We start from the raw sequence: 26043 nt of genomic DNA on the forward strand, positions 1-26043 counted from the left end.
CGGGCCCTGGAGGGCCTTGCGGGGAGCGTCAGACGCCCGGCGGTACCCGCCCCGGCCGTCCCGCCCCGCGGGTCAGCGCGTATCCGCCGATGCCCGCCAGCGCGGCCAGCACGCCGCCGATTCCGGTCCACACCCACCGGTCGGACCACCATCCGGAGGACCAGCCGTCGTCGGGCTCGATCGCGGAGAGCACGGCGCCGCGTTCCGAGTCCTCCTCGTCCGCGCCTGAGTTCATCGCCACGCCCGGCACCAGCGGCTCGGCCAGCGAACCGTCCACCGCCGCCGCGCCGCCGGCGTCCTTGGAGGCCACCCGGACCTCGGCCGAGACCGGGACACCCAGGTCCGACGTAGGGAGGTTCACCGCCGTCAGGCGGATGTAGTACGTCCCCGGCAGCGGATCGTAGGCCCACGGCTCCGACCAGGCACGGACCGTGCGCAGCACGCAGGCCAGTTCCACGGACGAGGTGCCCGCCGCGGCGGTACGGGACTGCGCGCCGTACTGACAGGCCTGGCGGCGGCGCAGACCGTCGTACACGTCGATCCGCCAGGTCTCGGCGGCGTGCGTCCCGGGCAGCCGCACCGTGGCCTTGACGGTGGGGCGCTGCCCGGCGTCGGCCGGGAAGGACCAGTACAGGTAGTCACCGGCGGAGCCGTTCGCCGTGGCCCGCTGCCCCTGCTCGATCTCGGTCGCCGTACGGAAGGCCGTGCCCGCCTCGGTCGGCGCGCCACCGTCGTCCGACGGGCTCGCGGAGGGCGAGGAGTCGGCCGCCGCGGGGGACACGGCGAGCCCGAGCAGCAGCGCCGCGGCGCCCAGCACTCGTGTGAAACGCATCAGTTGGTCCTCCAGACCGCGAACCGCCAGCGCGAGAGCCAGCCCCACAGCAGACCGGCGAGGAACCCGGCCAGGATCAGCGCACCGAGCAGCCACCAGCCGCGTCCGAGGCCGAAGGAGGCCACGTCGCCGGCGTCGCTCGGACCGTCCACGACGTCGACGGTCAGCTCCACCGGCAGTCCGGGCGTGGTCTTCACGCCGGCGGCGACGGAGAAGGAGTTGGTCACCTGAAGGCACACGGTCTCGGCAGGGGCGTCCTCCTCGTCGCTCTCCGCCTTCGGATACCGCAGCCCCGTGGAGAGCACGTCGGTACGGCCGTTGCCGGCCGCCTCGCCGCGCACGATCTCCCGGCCGTGCACCGTCACCGCCCGCAGCAGCACCCCGTAGGAGGGGTTCACGGCCCGGTCGGCACCCACGCTGACCGAGGCGCGCAGCTCCTGGCCCGGCTCCACGTCCACCCGGTACCAGCGCTGCCGGCCGAACTCCTCGCGGTCGGTGTACAGCCCCGACTTCAGCGTCGGCGCCTCGGCGCACGCGTCCGCGCCCTCGGTGGCGACCGGAGTCACCACCGGGTCGGCCGCGCGGTCCACCAACTGGTTGACCTTGTCGGTGAGTTCGTCGGTGTGCTCGACCGAGGTGTACGTCCCGCCGGTCGCCTCGGCGATGCAGCTGAGCTGCTGCCGCATCTTGGCGTTGGGCACCAGGCCCAGCGTGTCGATGGTCAGCCCGATGCCCTTGGCGGCGATCTCCCGGGCCACCTCGCACGGGTCGAGCGGGGCGCAGGTGTCCTCGCCGTCGCTGATCAGCACGATGCGCTTGGAACCGTCGCCGCCGTCGAGGTCGTCGGCCGCCTGGAGCAGCGCGGGGCCGATCGGCGTCCAGCCGGTGGGTGCCAGCGTCGCCACCGCCGTCTTGGCCTCGGTGCGGTCCAGCGGGCCCACCGGGTAGAGCTGCGCGGTGTCCTTGCAGCCGGTCTCGCGGTCGTCGCCCGGGTAGTCGGCGCCCAGGGTCCGGATCCCGAGCCGCACCTCCTCGGGCGTCGCGTCGAGCACCTCGTTGAACGCCTGCTTCGCCGCGGCCATCCGCGTACCACCGTCGATGTCCCGCGTCCGCATCGAACCGCTGACGTCGAGCACCAGGTTGACCTTCGGCGCGTCCTCGCCCGTGGGTTCCCCGGCGGTCGCTCCGGCCGGGAAGGCGATCCCGGCCGTCAGCGCGGCGAGCAGGGCACAGGCACCCGCCGCCAGCCGTGTTCTTGTGATCATCGGCGGATCCTATTGATCAAAGGTGCCGGGCTCCAAAACGACGGGTGGGCCGGCGCCGGACACCTGGCGGACGCACCGTCAGTCCGTACCGCCGCGCTCCTCGGCGGGCGTGAACAGTCCCGCCAGCCGGGCCCGGTAGAGGACGGCGATCGTGAAGCCGTCGGTGATCCTCCCGTCGGCCACCATGGCCTCCGCCTCGGCCGGCGACACCGCGACCGCCCGGTGGATCGCCTCGCCCGCCTCCAGTGCCCCGACGGCTTCGACACGTGTCGCGTAGAGCTCGACCCGGTGCGCGCACAGACCGGTGTCCGGGTGGAGTTCGCCGAGGGGGACCACCGCCGTGGGGTGCGCGGAGATCTCCTCCGCCAGCTCCCGCGCGACGTTCTGCTCACCGGTCGCACCCGGGTCGCCGAAGCCGCGGACGACCTCCCAGTGCAGGCCGCGGGTGGCGTGCCGGTGGTGCTCGATCAGCACGACCTTCGCCTCGTCGCCGAGCAGGGGCAGCACCACCACGCCCGGGGAGGACCCCGGGGGCGGCATGAGCCGGTCGTACAGGCCCAGCCGGCCGTCGGGGAAGCGCACCGGATCGCGCAAGTACCACAGATAGCGGTTGGCCGACACCACACCCACCGGGACCGGCCGCAGCGCCGATCGCAGCCGGGCCCACAGCGACCCGGCCCGGCCGCGACGCGCCCTCGGCGCCGCCGATCTGCGGGCCCTGCGAATCAGCGCCGGATCCGTCAGGATCTCGATTCCTCCGGGGACGTCGCGGAACCACTCGGGATTGTCCCGGCGCAGGGCCTCGTACCGGTTCATCGGGCGTTTCGCAGGTTGTGCACGGTACTCCAGCGGGAGGTCAGTAGTCCTTGGGCACTTCGTCGTCCTGGGTGGTGGTGGAGGCGTTCCCGGCCGACCCGGCGTCCGCCTCCTGCCGGTAGCCGGGCAGGCGCTGCACCAGGTCGAGGAACTGCCGCCATTCTCGGTCACTCGCCAGCCGTACGGAGGCTATCTCCCGGGCGAACCTCTGTTCCTCCCGCCCCGACTTCCGGTTGCGCAGCAGCAGTTGCACCGATCCGGTGACCGGAGTGGACACCATGGCGGGCAGCAGCGCCCCGGTCAGCTCCCACAGGCCCGCCCCGCTGACGGCCGAGAAGGTGCCCGCGGTCAGGGTGACGACGACCTCGACGACCGGGTGCCATCGGGTCGGCCGGGCCTGTCGGCGCTCCTGCGCCAGCTTGAGGATCTCCGAGTTGAGCCGGACGTAGCGGTCGAAGACCTGCCCGGCGGCGTCGTGGAAGTGCTCCGGCGCGGCGGTCAGCGCCCCGAACGCCCGGATGTAGCCGTTCCAGGCGGCGGTCTGCCGCAGCCGCCATACGTCCTGAAGGCTCAGCGAGTTCACCGCTGACGGCGTCAGATGGTCCTGGACGGCCGCGAAGGCCTGCCGCCGCAGGAACGTCAGCAACTGCTCGGGATCGTCCACGAAGCCGGCGGTGGTCCGCGCCTCGCGGGCCTCCTGCAGCACCACGCGTCGCAGACTGTCCGCGGGGGTGAGGGGATAACGGCCCAGCGCGTCGGCCAGGTTGACGTTGTAGATCAGGTCGAGAAGCTGCTTGATCTCCTTGGCGAAGGGCTTGTCCCGGTCGTATCTCCCCTCCGCGACGTTCGTCCCGGGTACGGACACGAACTCCTCGTAGAGCGTGTTGCGCACGACGGGCTGCCGGCGGACGCTGAGGCTGTTGCTGTGACCGACCACCTCACCCAGCCGCCGACCGAACGCGTCGGCGCTCTCGGGGGCCACACCCACCTGAGCGGCGAGGGCATCGATGTTCTTGGCGGTCAGCCCCTGCACCTTCTCGGTGAACGGCTGGAACAACCGGATCCGGGTGTTCTCCTTGTTCTCCCGGTCGTCGTCCGAGTCGCCCCAGGCCATGCGGACGCAGCGCACCCGGTCGGTGGCCGGCATGCCCTCCAGGGTCTCCTGCCACGCGGTGAACCCCTCGCGCCGCACGTGCAGGTGGGCCGGTGGCTCCTGTGCCGGATGCCGCTCGTTGAGCAGGAAGGGGGCGATGGCGCCCGAGGCGAGCAGGTTGCGGTGCGCCGTGCGCTCCTCGCCCTCCTCCATGAGGTCGCGGCTGATCGCGGGGTTGTTGTAGAAGTAGGCGCGATTGATCACGACCTGGCTCGCGTTGATGAGACTGCGGAAGTACTCGGCCCGCACCTCCCTGACGCGCCGGCCGGCGACCTGGTCCAGGGACTTGCCCCGCTCGATCATGTCCACCGTGAGGTCGTCCGGTACCCATTGGTTGTCCAGGGACTGCGCGATCACCGCCCCCGGCTCCAACTGGTCGGGGCGGATCGGCGTCATCAGGCCGTCACTGTCGTCGACGTCAGTCATGTCCCGCCCTCGCACCTCTCACGTCGGGGAAACCGCCACAGGACTACACCGTAGGGCTGTGGTGCCGGGCCGATGACTGTTTTCCGCAGGTGTGTGACTGGTGATCAGGTACCCCGGTGATCAGCTAATCGGCCGCGTGTTCGCGGTCAAGCCGTCAGGGGGCCGGGCAGCACGGTCCAGATGTCGCCCGTACGTCCCGGGGTCAGCCGCATCACCGTCAACGCCTTCACCGGCAGTGAAGCCGCGCACAGCGCGTTCAGATCCCCGGTGCACGGCAGCTCCCGTACCGCCCCTTCCAGCGCCGCGCCCAGCGCCGCCCCCGATCCCGCGAGCGCCGCCAGCGCGCCGCCCACCAGCGAGCCGAACAGCTTGCGGCGCAGGGCGGTCGCGTCGTCGGTGAGCATGCGGGCCGGCAGTTCGGGGGCCGGGACGGCGTGCCGTGCGAGGCGGGCCGGGCTGACGCGGATGTCGGCCAGGTCGCGGTAGACCAGGCGCAGCGGATCGCCCGCAGGGGACAGTACGACGAGGAGGTTCTGGCCGTGTGCCTCCAGGGCCACGCCCAGTTCCAGCGCGCGCAGCCCGACGGTGAGCGCGAGACGTGCGAAGGAGGCCAGCCACGCCGGGGAGCGGGGCAGCTCGGTGGTCGCCAGCGCGGCCACCGGTACGACGTACTCGCCCGGGGCGGCGTACGCCTGCGGCGACTCGCGCAGTACGGCGGCCAGGTCGGGGGAGTGGGCGGTGACCGCGCCCAGCGTGCGGGTCACGTGCAGCAGGCCGTCCGTGCGGGCCGCCAGATCCTCACCGAACGACGACAGGGTCGCCGACGCGGCGATCGAGGCGATCGAGATGTCCCGAACGGAGGACGTCAGCCGGGTGCTCAGTGCGGTCTTGACGTGCGGTCCGCCGGGCAGGGCGAGCGTGCGCAGGGACATCAGCGGATGGGCGGCGAGCTGGTCGTCGCACGCTCGCTTGAGCACGTGCGCGGCCTGCCACGGGTGCACGGGCAGCAGTACCTCCGCCCCGTCGCGCAGTTCCCGCGGCCACTCGCCCGTCATCAGGCACTCGGCCGCCGGAACCGGCACCAGCCCCAGCCCCACCACCGGCCCGTGCTCGGGCGCGTACGCGAGCTGCTCCGCCACCGAGAAGCCCGGTCGGGAACGGCAGCCGGGGTGGTACGGATGTCCGTCGACCACCCGCTGCTCCCAGGCCCAGTCACTGTCCGGCCACTCGTCCGGGTGATTCTCCCGGCCCGCCCGAGACAGCGCCAACGAGGCGACGCTGTGCCCGAGTTCGGCGGCGAACCCCGCGGAGTGCGGTACGGCGAGGTCCGTCATCAGCCGCGCCGGATCGTCGTACGGGACCTCGTCGAGCCGTACGACGCGGACGTAGTCGCCCGTGCGGTACGGGTCGGCGGCCGGACCCGCCAGCCGGCGGCCGTCCCGAAGGCGCAGCACCAGTCCCTCCCGGGCGGGCTCCCGGCCGGCGATCCACGGCAGGGGTTCATGGGTGAACGCCCGCCACAGCCGGGACAGCACGGCCGCGCGGGCTCCGGGCAGCTCGGCCGTGAACCGGGCGACCAGACCGGGGCGGACGGCCGCGAGTTCGTCGGCGACCTCGGCCTCTGCGCTGGGGGGACGATGCACGGGCGGGCTCCTCGGAAACGAGTGGGACGTCACGGCGCGGGGGCGACGGCAGACATACTGATCGTCCCCGCCATCTCCGCCATGGACAGACCGTAGGGAACGAGTGGAACGCGTGGATCTCCTGCCCCCGCCCACCGGCGCCGACGCCGCCTCCCCGGACGACGTCGCGGAACGCGCCGACGCCCATGCGGCGGTGCCGCTGCTGAACTGCCTGCTGCGCGAGGTCGCCGAACCGCTGCCCGGCCCCGGCACCCGGCCGGTGTACCGGCTGCCCGGCGGCAGACTGCTGCGCGTGCGCGGAGGCCGGCGCCCCGCCGAGCCGGAGGTGCGCGCGGCGGACGGCTGGCACCGCGTCGGCCACACCGAGCTGGTGAAACTCGTCGCGGAGGAACTGCGCCGGCACACGGGTCTGCCCAACCACGAACTGCCCGCCGAGATGACCGACAGCCGGGACGCGGTGGCCGCGCTGCTGACGGCACGCGCGCGGGCGGCCCCGCCCGAGGACCCGTATCTCCGCTCCGAGCAGTCCCTGCTCACCGGCCACACCCACCACCCCGCCCCCAAGGCGCGCGGTGGTGGCCCGCACGCGGGCTGGCTGCCGTACGCGCCCGAGGCGCACGCCCGTTTCACGCTGCCGCTGCTCGGCGTGCGCGAGGACACGGTCGTCGACGAGGGCGACACCGCCGCCCTGGACGCCCTGGGCGAGGCCCCGCCCGGCTACCGGCTGCTCCCGGCCCACCCCTGGCAGCTCGACCTGACCGGAACCGCCCTGGCCCCGGCCCTCGCCGACGGCCGTCTCGTCCGGCTGGGCACGACCGGCTTCCCCACCTGGCCGACGGCCGCGATCCGCACGGTGTACGCCCCCGAATACCTTCCGGGGCGCGACCTGTTCCTGAAGTTCAGCCTCGACGTGCGCATCACCAACGACATCCGCCGCCTGTGGCGCCACGACCTGATGGGACTGCGCCGCACCGACACGGCGGTCACCGAGGCCTTCGCCGCCATCGGGTCCCCGGCGGCCTGGCTCGGCGACCGCGGCTACCGCACCGCGGACTTCGCCTTCGAGGAACTGGCCGTCGTGGTCCGCGACGGACTGCGGGACCGCGTCCTGCCCGGCGCGACCCCGTTCCTCGCCGCCGCACTCGTCGAGGGCTTCCCGGGCAGCCCGCTGGCGGGCGCCCCGGACCCGGCGGCCTGGTGGCAGGCCTACCTGGCCGCCGTCGTCCCGCCCGTGCTCACCGCCTTCGCCGACGACGGCGTCGTCCTGGAGGCGCACCTGCAGAACACGCTGGTCGCCGTGGACGCGGGCGGCGTCCCGGTACAGGCCCTGTTCCGGGACGCCGAGGGCGTCAAGCTCCTGCCGGACACCTCCCGGGCGGCCGGCTGGGAACGGCTGGTGTACTGCCTGGTCGTCAACCACCTCTGCGAGATCGCCGCCGCCCTGGCCGAGCACCACCCCGGCCTCGACCCGTGGCCCGCCGCCCGCCACGTCCTGGCCGGCCACCGCGACCTGCCCGAGATCCCGGCCCTCCTCGCCTCGCCGACCCTCCCCGGCAAGACCAACCTCCTGCTGCGCTGGACGGGCGCGGACGGCGCCGACGCCCGTTACCGGCCGCTGCCCAACCCCCTGCTCAGGGCGTGAATGTCAGGGGCCTGGCTTACCCTGGCCGGTGTGCTGCGCGACGTGACTGCTGTTCGATACGTGACCCCGCTGACGTCAGGCGGCTCCGTCCCCGGAGTCGTCGAGGCCGACGACCTCGGCACCTACGTCGTGAAGTTCACCGGCTCCGCGCAGGGCCGCAAGGCGCTGGTCGCCGAGGTGGTCGTCGGCGAGCTGGCGCGTGAGCTGGGGCTTCGGGTGCCGGAGTTGGTTCTAGCCCACTTCGATCCGTCGATCGCCGCCGACGAACCGCACGAGGAGGTGCGGGACCTGCTGAACGCCAGCGCGGGGCTCAACCTCGGCATGGACTACCTGTCGGGCGGTGCCGACCTCACGCCCGAGGTCGCGGAGGTGTTCCCGGTGGACGCGGAGGAGGCCGGGCGCGTCGTCTGGCTGGACGCCCTCACCGTGAACGTCGACCGCACGGTGCACAGCTCCAACCTGATGGTCTGGCCGACCTTCGGCACCGCGCCCCCGCGCCTGTGGCTCATCGACCACGGGGCGGCCCTCGTCTTCCACCACCGCTGGGACGCCTCCGCACCGGACAAGGCGTACGACTTCCGCCACCACGCCCTCGGCCACTACGCGCCGGACGTCCGCGCCGCCGACGCCGAGCTGGCGCCGAAGGTGACGGAGGAGCTGCTGCGCGAGGTGGTGGCGCGGGTGCCGGAGGCCTGGCTGACCTGCGAGGCCGGTTTCGACACGCCGGACGAGGTCCGGGGCGCCTACGTCGGCTATCTGCACACGCGCGTCCGGGCCTCCCGCGACTGGCTGCCCACCGACTTCCCGACCCGCGAGGAACTCGCCGCCGAGAACGCCGCCCGTGCCGCGCGCACCCGGCGGGGCCGTCCCGACTGGCTCAAGCGCGTACCCGACCTGCACGGCAAGCCGCCCGCCGAGCAGGACTGGTCCGTGCACCTGGGCTGAGACGCGTCAGCGCCCCCGGTGCTGTGCGGTACCGGGGGCGCGGACGGGCTCTCCTGGGTCCGGGCGTCAGCCCTTCAGCTGCTCGTACGCCGGCAGCGTCAGGAAGTCGGCGTAGTCCTCGTCGAGGGAGACGGTCAGCAGCAGGTCGTGGGCCTGCTGCCAGTTGCCGGCCGCGAAGGCCTCGTCGCCGATCTCGGCGCGGATGTTCGCCAGCTCCTCGGCGGCGACCTTGCGGGCCAGGCCGGCGGTGACCTGCTCGCCGTTGTCGAGGACGACCTCCGCGTTGATCCACTGCCAGATCTGCGAGCGGGAGATCTCGGCGGTGGCCGCGTCCTCCATCAGGTTGAAGATGGCGACCGCACCGAGGCCGCGCAGCCACGCCTCGATGTAGCGGATGCCGACCTGCACGGCGTTGACCAGGCCCGCGTACGTCGGCTTGGCGTCCAGGGAGTCGACGGCGATCAGGTCGGCCGCCTTGACGTCGACGTCCTCGCGCAGCCGGTCCTTCTGGTTGGGCCTGTCGCCGAGCACCTTGTCGAAGGACTCCATGGCGATCGGGACCAGGTCGGGGTGGGCGACCCAGGAGCCGTCGAAGCCGTCGCCGGCCTCGCGGTCCTTGTCGGCACGGACCTTCTCGAAGGCCACCTTGTTGACCTCGGCGTCCCGGCGGGACGGGATGAACGCCGCCATGCCGCCGATCGCGTGCGCGCCCCGCTTGTGGCAGGTGCGGACGAGGAGTTCGGTGTACGCGCGCATGAACGGGGCGGTCATCGTCACCGCGTTGCGGTCCGGGAGGACGAACCTGGCGCCGCCGTCACGGAAGTTCTTGACGATGGAGAACAGGTAGTCCCAGCGGCCCGCGTTCAGCCCGGAGGCGTGGTCGCGCAGTTCGTAGAGGATCTCCTCCATCTCGTACGCGGCCGTGATCGTCTCGATCAGGACGGTGGCGCGGACGGTCCCCTGCGGGATGCCGACGTAGTCCTGCGCGAAGACGAAGACCTCGTTCCAGAGGCGGGCCTCCAGGTGCGACTCCGTCTTCGGGAGGTAGAAGTACGGGCCCTTGCCGAGGTCCAGCAGGCGCTGGGCGTTGTGGAAGAAGTACAGGCCGAAGTCGACCAGGGCGCCGGGGACCGGCCGGCCGTCGACCTGGAGGTGGCGCTCGTCGAGGTGCCAGCCGCGCGGGCGCATGACGACCGTCGCCAGTTCCTCGTCCGGGCGCAGGGCGTACGACTTGCCGGTGCGCTCGTCGGTGAAGTCGATGCTCCGCGTGTAGGCGGAGGCCAGATTGAGCTGACCGAGGACGACGTTCTCCCAGGTCGGTGCGGAGGCGTCCTCGAAGTCCGCGAGCCAGACCTTCGCGCCCGAGTTGAGGGCGTTGATGGTCATCTTGCGGTCGGTCGGGCCGGTGATCTCGACCCGGCGGTCCTGCAGCGCGGCCGGAGCGGGGGCCACCTTCCAGGAGTCGTCCGCGCGGACGGCGGCGGTCTCCGGGAGGAAGTCGAGCGTGGAGGTGCGGGCGATCTCGGCGCGGCGCTCCGCACGGCGGGCGAGGAGTTCGTCACGCCGGGGCGTGAACCGCCGGTGCAGCTCGGCCACGAAGGCGAGCGCCGCATCGGTGAGGACCTCCTCCTGCCGGGGCAGGGGCTCGGCGTCGACGATGGCCAGCGTGGACGGCGCTGGTGCGGACATGAGCTGTCACTTCCTTCAGCGGTGGCACCGGGTGCCAACGGGCACGTATGGGGCATAGCGCACTCGCTGTGCGGTCGAGTGCTTCTGGTCAGTGGATAGTAGTTTCCTCATTGTGGAACTTCAATGGTTTGTTGATGTCGAGATTCTCTGAGTCGAGGGAAGGTGGCGCCCAGTGCCACACCCCTTACTCAAGGTGGCGCAGGTCGGCCTCGGTGTCGATGTCGTACGGCCGCGCCACGTCCGCGCACTCCACGAGCGTGATGTCCGCCTCGTGTTCCCTCAGATAGGCGCGTGCCCCGCGGTCCCCGGTGGCAGTCGCCGAGACGCCCGCCCAGTGGGCGGCGCCGAGGAGGACGGGATGTCCGCGCTCGCCCGCGTACGCCGCCGATGCGAGCGATGTCTGGTCCCGGTAGGCGGCGCGCACCCGCGCCATCGCCTCCGCTCCGATGCCGGGCTGATCCACCAGTGAGACCAGCGCGGCCCGCGGCCCCGCCCCGGCCGGCCCGGCCAGCGAGTCGAGCCCGGCGCGCAGTGACGACCCCATGCCCTGCTCCCAGTCGGGGTTGTCCACGACGACGCACCCGTCGAGAGCCGCCCGCGCGCGTACGGCCTCGGCCCGCGCCCCCAGGACGACGTGCACGCGGGCGCAACCAGCCGCGCGCAACGCGGCGATCGCGTGTTCGACGAGTGGATGTCCGCGGTGTTCGAGCAGTGCCTTGGGGCGTCCGCCGAGTCGCCGCCCGCCCCCGGCGGCGAGCAGCAGCCCCGCTACCTGGTCTTCGTTCTCCGTCATGCGTCCTGCATACCTGACCGCCCGCCAAACGCTCCGGCGTGCGCGGGGTTTCGGGAGACTGAAATTCGGTCCGCGCGGTGGCGCGTCCGGTGCGGGGTGGCGTTTACTGGCCCGCGTCCCCGGCGCCCGACCAGCGTCAGGGGCGCTCGGCGCGATCACCACCTAGGGGCGCACAACCGGGTGCGATGGGGAGGGCTGTGTTGCGGAGCTTGGGGCAGAGGCAAGTGACCGTGGGTGACGAGGACGTGAGGGTGGCGGCACTGCGGACCGCGGTGTCCGGGTTGCGCCGCCAGCTCGCCCTGCTGCCCGCCGATTTCCCGGACCGGGCCATCGCCGAGGACGAGCTGGCCGATCTTGCCGCGATGGCGAACCACGGTGTGCCCGAGGTGCCGCGGCTGTACCGCGCCCTGCTGCTGACAGCCGGCGCGATCGGCTCCGTCAGCGCCCTGTCCCGGGGGCTGACGGAGGTCCGTCATGCCGTGGAACTGTTCGGCGATCCCCCGCGCCGCTGAGTCCCGCGACGCGGGGGCGGGTCACGCCGCCGGGTTGCCGTTCGAGGTGAGCAGGGCCTCCGACAGCTCCGCCGCCACCTGCTGGAGCAGTGGCACCATCCGGTCGGTCGCGGCCTCCGTGACCCGGCCGGCCGGGCCGGAGATCGAGATCGCCGCCGCGGTGGGGGAGTTCGGCACGGAGACGGCCAGGCAGCGGACGCCGATCTCCTGCTCGTTGTCGTCGATCGCGTATCCCTGGCGCCGCACGTCCGCCAGCGCCGCGATGAAGCCGTCCGGAGTGGTGATCGTCTTGTCGGTCGCGGCCGGCATGCCGGTCCGGCCCAGCAGGGCCCGCACCTCGTCCGCCGGGAAGTCCGCGAGCAGCGCCTTGCCGACTCCGGTGGAGTGCGGCAGGACGCGGCGGCCGACCTCGGTGAACATGCGCATCGAGTGCTTGGACGGCACCTGGGCGACGTACACGATCTCGTCCCCGTCGAGCAGCGCCATGTTCGCGGTCTCGCCGGTCTCCTCGACCAGGCGGGCCAGGTGCGGGCGTGCCCAGGTGCCGAGCAGCCGGGCGGCGGACTCGCCGAGCCGGATCAGGCGAGGGCCGAGCGCGTAGCGGCGGTTGGGCTGCTGGCGTACGTATCCGCAGGCCACGAGCGTGCGCATCAGACGGTGGATGGTCGGCAGCGGCAGCCCGCTGCTCGCGGAGAGCTCGCTAAGGCCGACCTCGCCACCCGCGTCCGCCATCCGTTCGAGCAGGTCGAAGGCGCGCTCCAGGGACTGGACGCCGCCTGTGGCGGACCTGGCGGAGTCGGTGGTGCTGGCGCTGGACGTCGGCACGGCACGTTCCTTTCGGGGCTGGCGGGAGGAAAGAAGCGTACCCGGCGGCCGGTTGACTACCGGCTTGTACGTAGCTACGTTCTGCTTGCTGGAATTCTAATTCCGCTTTGTGGAAACGTCCAGGGTGAGCCCGCTGGGCATGCCCGCACAAAGGGTGCCTCTTGACGGCGCGGAACCGGGAATGAAGACTTCTTCAACAGAACGTTGAAATCGGTGAGAGAGAGGTTCGGGTGCCCGAAGCTGAACTGGTGCTGCGCTCGACGCGCGTCATCACTCCCGAGGGGATGCGCGCCGCGTCGATCGCGGTGACCGGGGAGAAGATCACGGCCGTCCTGCCGTACGACGCCCCCGTCCCGGCGGGCGCCCGGCTGGAGGACGTCGGCGACCATGTCGTGCTGCCCGGCCTGGTCGACACCCACGTGCACGTGAACGACCCCGGCCGCACCGAGTGGGAGGGGTTCTGGACCGCCACCCGCGCCGCGGCGGCCGGCGGCATCACCACCCTCGTCGACATGCCGCTCAACTCCATCCCGCCGACCACCACTGTCGAGAACCTGCGCGCCAAGCGCGAGGTCGCCGCCGACAAGGCCCACATCGATGTCGGCTTCTGGGGCGGCGCCCTGCCCGACAACGCCAAGGACCTGCGCCCGCTGCACGAGGCAGGGGTCTTCGGCTTCAAGGCATTCCTGTCCCCTTCGGGCGTGGACGAGTTCCCGCACCTCGACCAGGAGCAGCTCGCCCGGTCTCTCGCGGAGATCGCCGCCTTCGACGGCCTGCTGATCGTGCACGCCGAGGACCCGCACCACCTGGCCGCGGCCCCGCAGCAGGGCGGCCCGAAGTACTCGCACTTCCTCGCCAGCCGCCCGCGCGACGCCGAGGACACCGCGATCGCCGCGCTCCTCGCGCAGGCCAAGCGGCTCAACGCGCGCGTGCACGTGCTCCACCTGTCCTCCAGCGACGCCCTGCCGCTGATCGCCGAGGCCCGCGCCGAGGGCGTACGGGTCACGGTCGAGACGTGCCCCCACTACCTCACCCTCACCGCCGAGGAAGTACCGGACGGCGCCAGCGAGTTCAAGTGCTGCCCGCCCATCCGTGAGGCCGCCAACCAGGACCTGCTGTGGCAGGCGCTGGCGGACGGCACGATCGACTGCGTGGTCACCGACCACTCGCCGTCCACCGCCGACCTCAAGACCGACGACTTCGCCACCGCCTGGGGCGGCATCGCCGGCCTCCAGCTCAGCCTGCCGGCCATGTGGACCAAGGCCCGTGAGCGCGGCCACGGCCTGGAGGACATCGTGCGCTGGATGTCGACGCACACGGCACGCCAGGTGGGGCTCGACGGGCGCAAGGGCGCCATCGCGGCCGGCCACGACGCCGACTTCGCGGTCCTCGCCCCCGACGAGACGTTCACCGTCGACCCGGCCGCCCTCCAGCACCGCAACCGCGTCACCGCGTACGCGGGCAAGACCCTGTACGGCGTCGTGAAGTCCACCTGGCTGCGCGGACGGCGCGTCGTGGCGGACGGCGCGTTCACCGAGCCGAAGGGACAGCTCCTCACCCGGACCTGACCCGTCCGGACCCCCTGAATCCAGCTCACCTCGAACGACCCCGAAAGGAACACCTGATCACCGTGACGGCCCAGCAGAACCCCTCGTTGGCCAGCTTCACCGGAGACGCGAACCCCTACGGAGGCGGCGACCCGTACGCGGACTACCGCACCGCCGACCTCCCCTTCACCCAGTACGCCAACCTTGCCGACCGGCAGCTCGGCGCGGGTGTCGTCGCCGCCAACGACGAGTTCTTCGCCCAGCGCGAGAACCTGCTGGTGCCCGAGCCCGCCGAGTTCGACCCGGAGCACTTCGGGCACAAGGGCAAGGTCATGGACGGCTGGGAGACCCGCCGCCGCCGCGGCGTGTCCGCCGAGCAGCCCTGGCCGACCGAGGACGACCACGACTGGGCGCTGATCCGCCTCGGCGCCCCCGGCGTGATCCGCGGCATCGTCGTCGACACCGCCCACTTCCGCGGCAACTACCCGCAGGCGGTCTCCGTCGAGGGCGCTTCGGTCGCCGGCTCCCCGTCGCCCGAGGAACTGCTCGCGGACGACGTGAAGTGGACGACCCTCGTCCCGCGCACCGCGGTCGGCGGCCACGCCGCCAACGGCTTCGCCGTCTCGGCCGAGCAGCGCTTCACACACCTGCGCCTCAAGCAGCACCCCGACGGCGGCATCGCCCGCCTGCGCGTGTACGGCGAGGTCGTCCCGGACCCGGCGTGGCTCACCGCCCTCGGCACCTTCGACGTGGTCGCCCTGGAGAACGGCGGCCAGGTCGAGGACGCCTCCAACCTCTTCTACTCGCCGGCCACCAACACCATCCAGCCGGGCCGCTCCCGCAAGATGGACGACGGCTGGGAGACCCGCCGCCGCCGCGACCAGGGAAACGACTGGATCCGCTACCGGCTGGTGGACCGCGCCCAGATCCGCGCGATCGAGATCGACACGGCCTACCTGAAGGGCAACTCGGCAGGCTGGGCGTCGGTGTCCGTGAAGGACGGCGAGTCCGGCGAGTGGCGCGAGGTGCTCCCGCGCACCCGCATGCAGCCCGACACCAACCACCGCTTCGTCCTGCCCGAGGCGACCGTCGGCACGCACGCGCGCGTGGACATCTTCCCCGACGGCGGCATCTCCCGCCTGCGCCTGTTCGGCTCCCTGACGGAGGACGGCGCCACCCACCTGGCCGCCCGCCACCAGGAACTCGGCGGCTGAGCCAGTAGAGGGACCGGCCGTCCCGCCGAACGGGGCGGCCGGCCCGCCAAGACCCGCGGGGCGCATCGGCCGGACAGCACCGGTGCGCCCCGCGCGTGTGTCCGCCGACGGGCGCGTCACCCACGCCGGTGCCGTCCCCGCGGCCAATCAGCCGCTCACGCCGCGTGCCCGCCGTCCACCGCGAACTCCGCGCCCGTCACGTACGAGGCAGCCGCCAGGTACGCCACCGTCGACGCGACCTCGTCGGCCGTGCCGAAGCGGCCCAGTGCCGTCATGGCCGCCTGACCGTCGGCGTAGGGTCCGTCCGCCGGGTTCATGTCGGTGTCGATCGGCCCGGGGTGGACGATGTTCGCCGTGATCCCCCGCGGCCCCAGTTCCCTCGCCAGGGCCTTGGTCAGCCCGATCAGCGCCGACTTGCTCGTCGCGTAGAGCGTCCCGCCCGGTCCGGGCACCCGCTGGGTCATGCAGGTGCCGATCGTGATGATCCGGCCGCCCTCGGACATGTGGGACGCGGCCGCCTGCGAGGTCAGGAATACCCCGCGCACGTTCACGGCCAGCAGCCGGTCGACGTCGGCGAGCGACAGCCCCTCCAGCGGGCCGAGCAGGCCCATGCCCACGTTGTTGACCAGCACGTCGAGGCGTCCGCCGAGCGCCTGTGCCGCCCGTTCCACAGCCCCGGCCGCCTCCTCGGCGTCGGCGGAGTCCGCCCGCAGGGCCACCGCCCGGCGCCCCAGCGCCTCGACGGCCCGTACGACGTCCTCGGCCGCGTCCTTGCCGTTCACATAGGTGAGGGCCACATCCGCGCCCTCACTCGCCAGCCGCAGCGCGGTCGCCGCGCCGATACCGCGACTGCCGCCCGTCACCAGGGCGGTCCGGCCGGCCAGAGGTGCCGAAGGGTGAGCAAGTGTTCCCGTGTTCGTGTTCATGGGTCCATCCCAGCGGGCCGGGCCCCCGCGCGCTGGCGGCGAACGGACGTCGACCTGACCGATGAGTCGCGGGCGCCGGCGCGGTCTGAACCGGTGACAGTGAAGACCACGGCACCGGAAAGCAGGCACCCGTCATGGGCAAGCTCGTACTCACCACGTTCCTCACACTCGACGGCGTCTACCAGGCCCCCGGCGGGCCCCGGGAGGACACCCGCGACGGCTTCGAGCAGGGCGGCTGGAGCGTTCCGTACGGCGACGAGGACTTCGGCCGGTTCGTCGACGAGGTCTTCGGCCGCGTCGGCGCGTTCCTCCTCGGCCGCCGCACGTACGACATCTTCGCCTCGTACTGGCCGAAGATGACCGACCCGGCCGACCCCGTCGCGTCCAAGCTGAACGGTCTGCCGAAGTACGTCGCCTCCACCACCCTCACCGACCCCGGCTGGGCGGGCACGACCGTGCTGGACGGCGACCTGGCCAAGGAGGTCACGGCGCTGAAGGAGCGCACCGACGGGGAGCTTCAGGTGCACGGCAGCGGAGCCCTGGCGGGTTCGCTGCTGGCGCTCGACCTGGTCGACACCGTCCACTTGCTGACCTTCCCGGTGGTGCTCGGTGCGGGGCGCCGCCTCTTCGCGGAGGGCGCCCTGCCGACGGCCTTCCGACACAGCGGCGGGCGGGTGACGGCCGCGGGCGTCTCCATCCAGTCGTACGACCTGGCCGGGCGCCCCGAGTACGGCTCGTACGAGCTGTGAACTCGCCGAAAACACATAGGACTTCCCGGTAAACTCCACGACCTTGTCATTGACATGCCACTGTCTACGCGCGTCATCATGAGGTCATGCGATTCCCCCCACGCGCCGCTCGGCTCGGCGCAGCAGCCGCAGTCCTGTCCGCCCTTCTCGTGGGCGGCACCGTCTCCGCGACCACGGCCGGCGCCGCCCCCGCGGCGGTCGGCGACATCTGCCACAGCGACCTGCCCCCGCAGGCGCACGACACGCTCGACCTGATCGAGCAGGGCGGCCCCTACCCCTTCGAACAGGACGGCACCGTCTTCCAGAACAGGGAGGGCATCCTGCCCAGCCAGTCCACCGGGTACTACCACGAGTACACGGTGATCACCCCTGGCTCCGACACGCGCGGTGCCCGCCGGATCGTCACCGGTGACGCTTCCCAGGAGGACTACTACACGGCCGACCACTACGCCTCGTTCGACCTCGTCGACTACGGCTGCTGAGGGCGTAGACCACCCAGTCCGGGACCGGGGTCCGCGGTCCGGGGTCCGGGCCCGGGCTCACAGTGACTTCCGGCTCTCGGAGGCGGCGAAGAGCGCGCCGCCGAGAGCGAGCAGCGCGACACTCGCGTAGACCTCGTAGCCGTCGAGGGGGCCGATCCGCTGCACCAGGCCCCAGTTCCAGTCGGTGAACTCGTGCACCAGGCCCGCCACACCCTGAATCACGGCCATCAGGCCCAGGAACTCCAGCAATTCCTTCATGACCCCGACTCTCGCCCCGCGGTCCCCCCACGCACATCGGCCGCGGGGCGAGCCCTGCCCGACGAAAGGCGCCGTCCTGTGCGTCCCGGCGCGCCGAAAGTCTCCGGTCCTGCGACTTCGGTCGGTGTTCCCGTCCCGCCGGCCGTCGCCGTCGCCTTCGCTGCGTAGATTTGTCGACCGTGAACAGTGGCAAGCAGGCCCCCACACCCCCCGCCTTCGCGAGGCGGCGCTGGGTGCTGCCGGCGGCGCTGGTCGAGGACCTGTACCCGGAATCGCGGCGGCCCGGCGGGCGGCCCCGGCGCACCGCGCGCGACTGGATCGTCGACTTCACGTGCTTCCTGCTCGCGGTCGTCATCGGTCTGCTGGCCGCCGACACGCTCCAGGACGAGCCGGACCTCTCACCGGCCATGGAGGTCGCCGACCAGGTGGTCGGCGCCCTGGCCTGCGCCGCCGTGTGGCTCCGGCGCCGGTGGCCGGTCGGGCTGGCCGTGGCGATGTTGCCCGTCTCCCTCGTCTCGGCCACCGCGGGAGGGGCCGTCCTCGCCTCCCTGTTCACACTCGCCGTACACCGGCCCTTCCGGTACGTGGCCTGGACCGGCGGCGCGAGCCTCGCACTCGCCCCCCTGTACTACTGGATGCGCCCGGAACCCGGCCTGCCCTACCTGGCGTCGCTCGTCATCGCCGTGCTGCTCGCCGTCGCGGTCATCGGCTGGGGCCTGCTCGTCAGATCCAAGCGCCAGCTCCTGCTCAGCCTCCACGACCGGGCCCGGCGCGCCGAGAGGGAGGGGCGGTTGCGGGCCGAGCAGGCGCAACGGCTGGCCCGGGAGGCCATCGCCCGTGAGATGCACGACGTCCTCGCGCACCGGCTGACGCTGCTCAGCGTCCACGCGGGCGCCCTGGAGTTCCGGCCCGACGCGCCCCGCGAGGACGTGGCGCGGGCGGCCGGTGTCATCCGCGAGAGCGCGCACGAGGCCCTCCAGGACCTGCGGGAGATCATCGGCGTCCTGCGGGCCGGGGAGTCCGACGACGCGGGCCGCCCCCAGCCGACGCTCGCGGCACTGGACGCGCTGGTCGCCGAGTCCCGGGAGGCCGGCATGAAGGTCGCCCTGGCCGGCCGGGTCACCGACCCCGCCGCCGTCCCCGCCTCCGTCGGCCGCACCGCCTACCGCGTCGCCCAGGAGGCCCTGACCAACGCGCGCAAGCACGCCCCCGGCACCGAGGTCACCGTCTCCGTCACCGGGGCCCCGGGCGACGGTCTCGCCGTGTCCGTGCGCAACGCCCCGCCCGAGGGCGAGGTGCCCCACGTGCCCGGCTCCGGGCAGGGCCTGATCGGGCTGACCGAGCGCGCCACGCTCGCGGGCGGCACCCTGGAGCACGGCCCCACGCCCGAGGGCGGCTTCGAGGTACGGGCACGGCTGCCATGGGGGTGAGCCGGGAGCCGGCGCGCGGACGGCCGTCGCCGGAGTCGCCGAAGTGATCGCAACCGCCGAAAGACCCGACTCGCCTGCCGACAACCGTGGTTTCGTAAGCGCCATGACTGCGATCAGACTGCTCCTCGTCGACGACGACCCGCTGGTGCGGGCCGGGCTCTCCTTCATGCTGGGCGGCGCGGAGGACGTCGAGATCGTCGGCGAGGCCGCCGACGGTGACGAGGTCGAGGCGCTCGTCGACCGCAGCCGACCGGACGTCGTCCTCATGGACATCCGGATGCCGGTGGTGGACGGACTGACGGCCACCGAGCGGCTCCGTGGTCGACCGGACGCCCCGCAGGTGGTCGTGCTCACCACCTTCCACGCGGACGAGCAGGTGCTGCGGGCCCTGCGCGTGGGCGCCGCCGGCTTCGTCCTCAAGGACACCCCGCCCGCGGAGATCCTCGACGCGGTGCGCAAGGTGGCGGCGGGCGACCCCGTCCTGTCGCCCGCCGTGACCCGGCGGCTGATGGAGCACGCGGCCGGTACCGCCGCCGACACCCGAGCCACGCGCGCGCGTGCGCGCGTCGCCGCCCTCAACGACCGTGAGCGCGAGGTCGCCGTCGCGGTCGGCCGGGGCCTGGCCAACGCCGCCATCGCGGCGGAACTCTTCATGAGCGTCGCGACCGTCAAGACGCACGTCTCGCGCATCCTGGCCAAGCTCGACCTCAACAACCGGGTCCAGGTGGCCCTGCTGGTCTACGACGCGGGGCTGCTGGACGAAGACCGGGAGGACCGGTCCTAGCCCAAGGCGCGGGCCTCTGCGTCGCCGCGCGGCCGGTCTGGGGAGTCCGCCGGCGGCTTCCGCAACAAGCCGCTCACCACGCTCACCACCCCGCTCACCCCGCCACGGACGTCTCGGCCCCCGGGATCTCCGCCAGCCGCACCGCTCTGCGCTCGCGCCGGGAGATCTCACAGGCCTCGGCGATCCGCAGTGCCCGCAGCGCCTCGCGCCCGTCGCACGGGTTGGCCCGCTCGCCGCGCACGACCTCCACGAACGTGGTCAGCTCCGCCTCGTAGGCGGGACCGAACCGCTCCACGAAGCCGGTCCACGGCTTGTCCGCGGCCGGCGGTCCGGTGGGCTCCGTCGAGGCGATCGGCGTACGGTCGTCCAGGCCAACGACGATCTGGTCCAGCTCTCCGGCCAGCTCCATGCGCACGTCGTAGCCCGCGCCGTTCAGCCGCGTCGCCGTCACCGTGGCCAGCGTGCCGTCGTCCAGCGTGAGGAGCGCCGCGCCCGTGTCCACGTCGTCCGCGGCGCGGAACATCGGCGGCCCGGCGTCGGAACCGGCGGCGTACACGTCGGTGATCTCCCGGCCGGTCACCCAGCGCAGGATGTCGAAGTCGTGGATGAGCGTGTCCCGGTAGAGCCCGCCGGACTGCGGCAGATAGGCGGCGGGCGGCGGCGCCTGGTCGCTGGTCACCGCCCGGACGGTGTGCAGCCGGCCGAGCCGCCCGGACCGTACCGCCTCACGGGCCCCCGTGTAGCCGGTGTCGAAGCGGCGCTGGAACCCCATCTGCAGGATCGTCCCGGCGGCTTCCACCTCGGCGATGGCCTGCAGCGTGCCGGGCAGGTCCAGGGCGATGGGCTTCTCGCAGAACACCGGTAAACCCGAGCGTGCTGCCCGACCGATCAGTTCGGCGTGGGCCGGCGTCGCCGTGGTGATCACCACGGCGTCCACGCCCCACTGGAAGATCTCGTCCACTCCTGGTGCCGCCGTCTCGCCCAGCCGGTGGGCCAGGTCCTGGGCCCGCGTGATGTCGGCGTCCGTGAGGATCAGGGATCCGACGTCGCGATGACGGCTGAGCGTGTTGGCGTGAACGGTACCGATGCGGCCCGTTCCGATGACCCCGATGCGCATGGAATCAAAGTGGGCTCACAGCCCGTGCGCTGTCAATGCGTATGTCCGGACAATCGAACTACACAACTTCCCGTCAACAGCGCACGGAGCTACGCTCGGGCCGTGCCGAAACCAGAAGTGGACCCCACCGTGTCGCTGGACCTCAGCGTGGATCGCAGCAGCCCCGTGCCGCTGTACTTCCAGCTGTCGCAGCAGCTGGAGGCGGCGATCGGGCACGGCGCGCTGACCCCCGGCAGCCTGCTGGGCAACGAGATCGAGCTGGCCGCGCGGCTCGGCCTGTCCCGGCCCACCGTCCGCCAGGCCATCCAGTCGCTCGTCGACAAGGGCCTGCTGGTGCGCCGTCGGGGTGTCGGCACCCAGGTCGTGCACAGCAAGGTCAAGCGCCCGCTCGAGCTCAGCAGTCTCTACGACGACCTGGAGGCGGCGGGCCAGCGCCCGGCCACGAAGGTCCTGGTCAACACCGTCGTCCCCGCGACCGCCGAGGTCGCCGCCGCACTCGGTGTCGCCGAGGAGAGCGACGTGCACCGGGTGGAGCGGCTGCGGCTGACGCACGGAGAGCCGATGGCGTACCTGTGCAACCACCTGCCGCCCGGTCTCGTCGACCTGGACACCGCGCAGCTGGAGGCGACCGGCCTGTACCGGCTGATGCGCGCCGCCGGGATAACGCTGCACAGCGCCCGCCAGTCCATCGGCGCCCGCGCCGCCACCGCCGACGAGGCCGAGCGGCTCGGCGAGGACGAGGGCGCCCCCCTGCTCACCATGGAGCGCACGACGTTCGACGACACGGGACGCGCGGTCGAACTCGGCACGCACACCTACCGGCCGTCCCGCTACTCCTTCGAGTTCCAGCTACTCGTACGCTCCTGACGTGCGCCGACCGGCGGCCCGGGGGCGCCGTGTGGCTCCCCGTGCGGCTCGCCGTGCGAGTTGGTGTCAATGTCCGGACAATGTGACCGGTGCCTGCTCCCCGGCGCCGAGTGATCGATTGCCATGTCGGACAATGGGGCGTTTGGGGTTTCGAGAACCCGGCCGGGTTCCCGCGGAGCCCCGGCACGCACAGCACGGCACAGCAAGAAGGGCACGGCCTCGTGGCACGGTTTCGGACATGGGTGGGCATAGCGCTGGCAGGGGCACTGTCGGTGTCCCTGACCGGGTGCAGCAGTACCGGCGGCAAGCGCGCCGAGGATGCCCGCAAGGCCGCGTCGGCACAGGGGGAGGCGGCGGTGAACACGCCCCGCTGGACCTTCGCGATGATCACTCACTCGGGTGACGGCGACTCGTTCTGGGACATCGTCCAGAGCGGCGCCGAGCAGGCCGCGGTGAAGGACAACATCAACTTCCTGTACTCCCAGGACGACGAGGGCCAGCAGCAGGCGCAGCTCGTGAACGCGGCCATCGACAAGAAGGTCGACGGGATCATCGTCACGCTGGCCAAGCCCGCCGCCATGAAGTCCGCCCTGGCCCGTGCCCAGAAGGCGGGCATCCCCGTGATCACCGTGAACTCCGGCTCCGAGGAGTCCAAGGAGTTCGGCGCCCTCACGCACGTCGGCCAGGACGAGACGATCGCCGGCGAGGCGGTCGGCGAGGAACTGAACGAGCGGGGGCGCGAGCAGGCGATCTGCGTGCTGCACGAGCAGGGCAACGTCGGTCACGAGCAGCGCTGCGACGGCGTCGAGAAGACCTTCGACGGCAAGATCCAGCGGCTCTACGTCAACGGCACCAGCATGCCGGACGTGCAGTCCGCCATCGAGGCCAAGCTCCAGACCGACAAGTCGGTCGACGCGGTCGTCACCCTGGGCGCCCCCTACGCCGACACCGCGGTGAAGGCCAAGCAGGGCGCGGGCAGCAAGGCCGAGATCGACACCTTCGACCTCAACGCCAAGGTGGCCGCCGGACTGGAGGACGGCACCCTCGGGTTCGCCGTCGACCAGCAGCCCTACCTCCAGGGCTACGAGGCGGTCGACCTGCTGTGGCTGTACAAGTACAACGCCGACGTCCTCGGCGGCGGACGCCCGGTGCTCACCGGGCCGCAGATCATCACCAGGGACGACGCCGCCGCGCTGGCCGACTACACGAAGCGGGGCACTCGATGAGCGCCGGCACGGATCTGGCGGCCGCTGACGAAAGGATTCTGCAGACCTCTCCGCTGCGGAAACTGCTGGCCCGCCCCGAGCTGGGCTCCGTAGTCGGCGCGATCGCCGTCTTCGTCTTCTTCGCGTTCTTCGCCGACAGCTTCCTGCGCGCCACCAGCCTCAGCACGGTCCTCTACGCCGCCTCCACGATCGGCATCATGGCCGTTCCGGTGGCGCTGCTGATGATCGGCGGCGAGTTCGACCTGTCCGCGGGCGTCATGGTCACCTCGTCGGCGCTGGTGTCGTCGATGTTCAGCTACCAGATGACCGCCAACGTCTGGGTCGGCGTCGGCGTCTCCCTGCTGGTCACCCTGGCGATCGGCGCCTTCAACGGCTTCATGCTCACCCGCACCAAGCTGCCCAGCTTCATCATCACGCTCGGCACCTTCCTGATGCTCACCGGCTTGAACCTGGGCTTCACCAAGCTGATCGACGGCACCGTCTCCACCAAGACGATCGCCGACATGGAGGGCTTCCCCTCCGCCCGTGAGGTCTTCGCCTCCACGCTCACCATCGGCGGTGTGGGCTTCAAGGTCACCATCCTGTGGTGGCTCGCCCTGGTCGCCGTCGCCAGCTGGATCCTGCTGCGCACCCGCGCCGGCAACTGGATCTTCGCGGTCGGCGGCAACAAGGACGCCGCCCGCGCGGTAGGTGTGCCGGTCACCAAGACCAGGATCGGCCTGTACATGGGCGTGGGGTTCGGCGCCTGGATCTCGGGCCAGCACCTGCTCTTCTCCTACGACGTCGTCCAGTCGGGCGAGGGCGTCGGCAACGAGCTGATCTACATCATCGCGGCCGTCATCGGCGGCTGCCTGATCACCGGCGGCTACGGCAGCGCGGTCGGCTCGGCGGTCGGTGCGTTCATCTTCGGCATGACCAGCAAGGGCATCGTCTTCGCCGAGTGGAACCCCGACTGGTTCAAGTTCTTCCTCGGAGCGATGCTGCTCCTCGCGACCCTGCTCAACGCCTGGGTCCGCAAGCGCGCGGAGGCCACCAAGTGACCGGGACCCCAGCACGTACGGCGCTCGTCGAGCTGTCCGGCGTCAGCAAGAACTACGGCAACGTCCGCGCCCTCGAAGGAGTGTCCCTGGAGGTCCACGCGGGCGAGATCACCTGCGTGCTGGGCGACAACGGCGCCGGCAAGTCCACGCTCATCAAGATCATCGCCGGCCTGCACCAGCACGACGGCGGCACCCTGAGCCTCGACGGCGAGGAGACCCGCCTCTCCTCCCCGCGCGAGGCGCTGGACCGCGGCATCGCCACCGTCTACCAGGACCTCGCCGTCGTCCCCCTCATGCCGGTCTGGCGCAACTTCTTCCTCGGTTCGGAGCCGCGCAAGGGCGTCGCCCCCTTCAAGCGCATGGACGTCGACCACATGCGCCGCACCACCCGCGCCGAACTCCTGCGCATGGGCATCGACCTCCGCGACGTCGACCAGCCCATCGGCACCCTCTCCGGCGGCGAGCGCCAGTGCGTGGCGATCGCCCGCGCGGTGCACTTCGGCGCGAAGGTCCTGGTACTGGACGAGCCGACGGCGGCACTGGGCGTGAAGCAGTCGGGCGTGGTCCTCAAGTACGTCGCGGCGGCGCGCGACCAGGGCCTGGGTGTCGTCCTGATCACCCACAACCCGCACCACGCGTACCTGGTGGGGGACCGGTTCGTGCTGCTGAAGCGCGGCACCATGGTGGGCGCGTACACACGTGAGGGCATCACGCTGGACGAGCTGACAACGCAGATGGCAGGGGGCAACGAGCTGGACGATCTACGCCATGAGCTGCAGCGGGCCCAGAGGCCCGGGGCTGTGTAACGTGCGGCTCCGCCGCGTGGACGCGAGTGACCACGACGCGCCCGCACCCGGCAACGAACCGATCACGCCACCCCCTGTCCCATTCGGCACCCGGCACGGCCGTGCGGCACAATCGCACCCGATGAGCACCTACCGCGACTTCACCGCCCCCATCGGCTCCCGCCGAGCCCCGGTCCTGCGCACCGTGGGCACGAGGGAACGCCGCTCGCACCTCACGGCACCCCGCGTGCCGACGGTCGGCATCGACATCGGCGGCACGAAAGTCATGGCGGGCGTCGTCGACGCCGACGGCAACATCCTGGAGAAGCTCCGCACGGAGACCCCGGACAAGTCCAAGAGCCCCAAGGTCGTCGAGGACACCATCGTCGAACTGGTCCTGGACCTCTCCGACCGGCACGACGTGCACGCCGTCGGCATCGGCGCGGCCGGCTGGGTCGACGCCGACCGCAACCGCGTGCTGTTCGCCCCCCACCTGTCCTGGCGCAACGAACCGCTGCGCGACCGCATCGCCGGCCGTCTCGCCGTGCCCGTCCTGGTGGACAACGACGCCAACACCGCCGCCTGGGCCGAGTGGCGCTTCGGCGCCGGCCGCGGCGAGGACCACCTGGTCATGATCACGCTCGGCACCGGCATCGGCGGCGCGATCCTGGAGGACGGGCAGGTCAAGCGCGGCAAGTACGGGGTCGCCGGCGAGTTCGGACACATGCAGGTCGTCCCCGGCGGCCACCGCTGCCCGTGCGGCAACCGCGGCTGCTGGGAGCAGTACAGCTCCGGCAACGCCCTGGTCAGGGAGGCCCGCGAGCTGGCCGCCGCCGACTCGCCGGTCGCCTACGGGATCATCGAGCACGTCAAGGGCAGCATCGGCGACATCACCGGCCCGATGATCACCGAGCTGGCCCGCGACGGCGACGCCATGTGCGTCGAGCTGCTCCAGGACATCGGGCAGTGGCTCGGCGTCGGCATCGCGAACCTCGCCGCGGCCCTCGACCCGTCCTGCTTCGTGATCGGCGGCGGGGTGAGTGCCGCCGACGACCTGCTGATCGGCCCCGCGCGCGA

The 26043-nt window shown here is 72.1% G+C and carries 25 protein-coding genes; 14 read left to right on the top strand and 11 right to left on the bottom strand.

The genetic code is table 11. The features are described 5' to 3' along the window. Positions 1 to 28: 28 nt before the first annotated feature. From EBH09_RS29210 to EBH09_RS29230, 5 genes are all read right to left on the bottom strand, one after another. Positions 29 to 832, bottom strand: coding sequence for a hypothetical protein (locus EBH09_RS29210; protein WP_121749909.1), 804 nt, complete (start codon positions 830 to 832; stop codon positions 29 to 31). Continuing rightward, the gene (locus tag EBH09_RS29215; RefSeq protein WP_121749910.1) at positions 832 to 2097 is read right to left on the bottom strand and encodes a VWA domain-containing protein; all 1266 of its coding nucleotides are present in this window, start codon (positions 2095 to 2097) and stop codon (positions 832 to 834) included. The genes EBH09_RS29210 and EBH09_RS29215 overlap by 1 nt, the downstream gene beginning before the upstream one ends. A 78-nt stretch (positions 2098 to 2175) precedes the next feature. Continuing rightward, positions 2176 to 2913 carry an NUDIX hydrolase gene (locus EBH09_RS29220; RefSeq protein ID WP_121749911.1) on the bottom strand — a complete coding sequence of 246 codons (738 nt, stop codon included), beginning with the start codon at positions 2911 to 2913 and terminating at the stop codon, positions 2176 to 2178. A gap of 40 nt (positions 2914 to 2953) precedes the next feature. After that, positions 2954 to 4492 carry a hypothetical protein gene (locus EBH09_RS29225; protein ID WP_121749912.1) on the bottom strand — a complete coding sequence of 513 codons (1539 nt, stop codon included), beginning with the start codon at positions 4490 to 4492 and terminating at the stop codon, positions 2954 to 2956. Between the two features lie 146 nt (positions 4493 to 4638). Continuing rightward, the gene (locus tag EBH09_RS29230) at positions 4639 to 6135 is read right to left on the bottom strand and encodes an IucA/IucC family protein (RefSeq protein ID WP_121749913.1); all 1497 of its coding nucleotides are present in this window, start codon (positions 6133 to 6135) and stop codon (positions 4639 to 4641) included. Positions 6136 to 6238: 103 nt separating this feature from the next. On the opposite strand from EBH09_RS29230, the gene EBH09_RS29235 reads away from it, so the two are divergent. Together EBH09_RS29235 and EBH09_RS29240 are read left to right on the top strand one after the other, a co-directional pair. Beyond that, positions 6239 to 7777, top strand: a complete 1539-nt coding sequence (locus tag EBH09_RS29235; protein ID WP_121749914.1) for an IucA/IucC family protein — start codon at positions 6239 to 6241, stop codon at positions 7775 to 7777. Between the two features lie 30 nt (positions 7778 to 7807). Continuing rightward, entirely contained in the window at positions 7808 to 8722 is a 915-nt protein-coding gene (locus EBH09_RS29240; RefSeq protein WP_121749915.1) for a HipA family kinase, read from the top strand. 66 nt (positions 8723 to 8788) lie between these two features. On the opposite strand, the gene aceB is transcribed toward EBH09_RS29240, so the two are convergent. Together aceB and EBH09_RS29250 are read right to left on the bottom strand one after the other, a co-directional pair. Then, positions 8789 to 10411, bottom strand: a complete 1623-nt coding sequence (gene aceB / locus EBH09_RS29245; protein WP_121749916.1) for a malate synthase A — start codon at positions 10409 to 10411, stop codon at positions 8789 to 8791. 184 nt (positions 10412 to 10595) lie between these two features. Beyond that, a complete protein-coding gene (locus EBH09_RS29250; protein ID WP_121749917.1) occupies positions 10596 to 11204 on the bottom strand; it encodes a nucleotidyltransferase family protein in 609 nt (202 codons plus the stop codon). A 197-nt stretch (positions 11205 to 11401) separates the two neighbouring features. Here EBH09_RS29250 and EBH09_RS29255 point away from each other — a divergent pair, with 197 nt between their 5' ends. Further along, entirely contained in the window at positions 11402 to 11716 is a 315-nt protein-coding gene (locus EBH09_RS29255; RefSeq protein WP_121749918.1) for a DUF5955 family protein, read from the top strand. Between the two features lie 21 nt (positions 11717 to 11737). Here EBH09_RS29255 and allR read toward each other — a convergent pair whose 3' ends face one another. Further along, entirely contained in the window at positions 11738 to 12541 is an 804-nt protein-coding gene (gene allR, locus EBH09_RS29260) for an allantoin degradation transcriptional regulator AllR (RefSeq protein ID WP_121749919.1), read from the bottom strand. Between the two features lie 230 nt (positions 12542 to 12771). On the opposite strand from allR, the gene allB reads away from it, so the two are divergent. After that, on the top strand, positions 12772 to 14109 hold the full coding sequence (gene allB, locus EBH09_RS29265) for an allantoinase AllB (protein ID WP_121749920.1): 1338 nt from the start codon (positions 12772 to 12774) through the stop codon (positions 14107 to 14109). A gap of 62 nt (positions 14110 to 14171) precedes the next feature. After that, positions 14172 to 15302, top strand: coding sequence for an allantoicase (gene alc / locus EBH09_RS29270; RefSeq protein WP_121749921.1), 1131 nt, complete (start codon positions 14172 to 14174; stop codon positions 15300 to 15302). 155 nt (positions 15303 to 15457) lie between these two features. Here alc and EBH09_RS29275 read toward each other — a convergent pair whose 3' ends face one another. Continuing rightward, the gene (locus tag EBH09_RS29275) at positions 15458 to 16228 is read right to left on the bottom strand and encodes an SDR family oxidoreductase (RefSeq protein WP_121749922.1); all 771 of its coding nucleotides are present in this window, start codon (positions 16226 to 16228) and stop codon (positions 15458 to 15460) included. Positions 16229 to 16362: 134 nt separating this feature from the next. Between EBH09_RS29275 and EBH09_RS29280 the strand changes: the two genes are divergently transcribed. Together EBH09_RS29280 and EBH09_RS29285 are read left to right on the top strand one after the other, a co-directional pair. After that, complete coding sequence (locus EBH09_RS29280; RefSeq protein WP_121749923.1) at positions 16363 to 16977, top strand: dihydrofolate reductase family protein; 615 nt, start codon at positions 16363 to 16365, stop codon at positions 16975 to 16977. A gap of 86 nt (positions 16978 to 17063) precedes the next feature. Continuing rightward, positions 17064 to 17459 carry a ribonuclease domain-containing protein gene (locus EBH09_RS29285; protein ID WP_121749924.1) on the top strand — a complete coding sequence of 132 codons (396 nt, stop codon included), beginning with the start codon at positions 17064 to 17066 and terminating at the stop codon, positions 17457 to 17459. A 57-nt stretch (positions 17460 to 17516) separates the two neighbouring features. Here EBH09_RS29285 and EBH09_RS29290 read toward each other — a convergent pair whose 3' ends face one another. Continuing rightward, positions 17517 to 17717, bottom strand: coding sequence for a hypothetical protein (locus EBH09_RS29290; protein ID WP_121749925.1), 201 nt, complete (start codon positions 17715 to 17717; stop codon positions 17517 to 17519). 179 nt (positions 17718 to 17896) lie between these two features. Between EBH09_RS29290 and EBH09_RS29295 the strand changes: the two genes are divergently transcribed. Both EBH09_RS29295 and EBH09_RS29300 read left to right on the top strand, forming a co-directional pair. Next, the gene (locus EBH09_RS29295) at positions 17897 to 19147 is read left to right on the top strand and encodes a histidine kinase (RefSeq protein ID WP_121751062.1); all 1251 of its coding nucleotides are present in this window, start codon (positions 17897 to 17899) and stop codon (positions 19145 to 19147) included. Between the two features lie 103 nt (positions 19148 to 19250). Continuing rightward, positions 19251 to 19931 (top strand): response regulator transcription factor, encoded by a 681-nt coding sequence (locus EBH09_RS29300; protein WP_121749926.1) that lies wholly within the window; start codon positions 19251 to 19253, stop codon positions 19929 to 19931. Between the two features lie 94 nt (positions 19932 to 20025). On the opposite strand, the gene EBH09_RS29305 is transcribed toward EBH09_RS29300, so the two are convergent. Then, on the bottom strand, positions 20026 to 21048 hold the full coding sequence (locus EBH09_RS29305; protein ID WP_121749927.1) for a Gfo/Idh/MocA family oxidoreductase: 1023 nt from the start codon (positions 21046 to 21048) through the stop codon (positions 20026 to 20028). Between the two features lie 129 nt (positions 21049 to 21177). Between EBH09_RS29305 and EBH09_RS29310 the strand changes: the two genes are divergently transcribed. From EBH09_RS29310 to EBH09_RS29330, 5 genes are all read left to right on the top strand, one after another. Next, the gene (locus tag EBH09_RS29310) at positions 21178 to 21915 is read left to right on the top strand and encodes a myo-inositol degradation transcriptional regulator (protein WP_121751063.1); all 738 of its coding nucleotides are present in this window, start codon (positions 21178 to 21180) and stop codon (positions 21913 to 21915) included. A gap of 221 nt (positions 21916 to 22136) precedes the next feature. Continuing rightward, positions 22137 to 23141, top strand: a complete 1005-nt coding sequence (locus EBH09_RS29315; protein WP_121749928.1) for a sugar ABC transporter substrate-binding protein — start codon at positions 22137 to 22139, stop codon at positions 23139 to 23141. Beyond that, complete coding sequence (locus EBH09_RS29320; RefSeq protein WP_121749929.1) at positions 23138 to 24181, top strand: ABC transporter permease; 1044 nt, start codon at positions 23138 to 23140, stop codon at positions 24179 to 24181. The genes EBH09_RS29315 and EBH09_RS29320 overlap by 4 nt, the downstream gene beginning before the upstream one ends. Further along, the gene (locus tag EBH09_RS29325) at positions 24178 to 24987 is read left to right on the top strand and encodes an ATP-binding cassette domain-containing protein (RefSeq protein ID WP_121749930.1); all 810 of its coding nucleotides are present in this window, start codon (positions 24178 to 24180) and stop codon (positions 24985 to 24987) included. Before EBH09_RS29320 ends, EBH09_RS29325 begins: the two co-directional genes overlap by 4 nt. A gap of 121 nt (positions 24988 to 25108) precedes the next feature. Further along, a partial coding sequence (locus EBH09_RS29330; protein ID WP_238697468.1) for an ROK family glucokinase occupies positions 25109 to 26043 on the top strand: 935 nt, incomplete at its 3' end.

It is taken from the genome of Streptomyces sp. E2N166, from assembly GCF_003671715.1.
In the GTDB taxonomy this organism is placed as follows: domain Bacteria; phylum Actinomycetota; class Actinomycetes; order Streptomycetales; family Streptomycetaceae; genus Streptomyces; species Streptomyces thinghirensis.

Bases quoted from the DNA above. Each gene is read 5' to 3' on its own strand.
- EBH09_RS29210 (WP_121749909.1), bottom strand. From the start codon at position 832: ATGCGTTTCACACGAGTGCTGGGCGCCGCGGCGCTGCTGCTCGGGCTC.
- EBH09_RS29215 (WP_121749910.1), bottom strand. From the start codon at position 2,097: ATGATCACAAGAACACGGCTGGCGGCGGGTGCCTGTGCCCTGCTCGCC.
- EBH09_RS29220 (WP_121749911.1), bottom strand. From the start codon at position 2,913: ATGAACCGGTACGAGGCCCTGCGCCGGGACAATCCCGAGTGGTTCCGC.
- EBH09_RS29225 (WP_121749912.1), bottom strand. From the start codon at position 4,492: ATGACTGACGTCGACGACAGTGACGGCCTGATGACGCCGATCCGCCCC.
- aceB (WP_121749916.1), bottom strand. From the start codon at position 10,411: ATGTCCGCACCAGCGCCGTCCACGCTGGCCATCGTCGACGCCGAGCCC.
- EBH09_RS29250 (WP_121749917.1), bottom strand. From the start codon at position 11,204: ATGACGGAGAACGAAGACCAGGTAGCGGGGCTGCTGCTCGCCGCCGGG.
- EBH09_RS29275 (WP_121749922.1), bottom strand. From the start codon at position 16,228: ATGAACACGAACACGGGAACACTTGCTCACCCTTCGGCACCTCTGGCC.
- EBH09_RS29280 (WP_121749923.1), top strand. From the start codon at position 16,363: ATGGGCAAGCTCGTACTCACCACGTTCCTCACACTCGACGGCGTCTAC.
- EBH09_RS29285 (WP_121749924.1), top strand. From the start codon at position 17,064: ATGCGATTCCCCCCACGCGCCGCTCGGCTCGGCGCAGCAGCCGCAGTC.
- EBH09_RS29290 (WP_121749925.1), bottom strand. From the start codon at position 17,717: ATGAAGGAATTGCTGGAGTTCCTGGGCCTGATGGCCGTGATTCAGGGT.
- EBH09_RS29300 (WP_121749926.1), top strand. From the start codon at position 19,251: ATGACTGCGATCAGACTGCTCCTCGTCGACGACGACCCGCTGGTGCGG.
- EBH09_RS29305 (WP_121749927.1), bottom strand. From the start codon at position 21,048: ATGCGCATCGGGGTCATCGGAACGGGCCGCATCGGTACCGTTCACGCC.
- EBH09_RS29320 (WP_121749929.1), top strand. From the start codon at position 23,138: ATGAGCGCCGGCACGGATCTGGCGGCCGCTGACGAAAGGATTCTGCAG.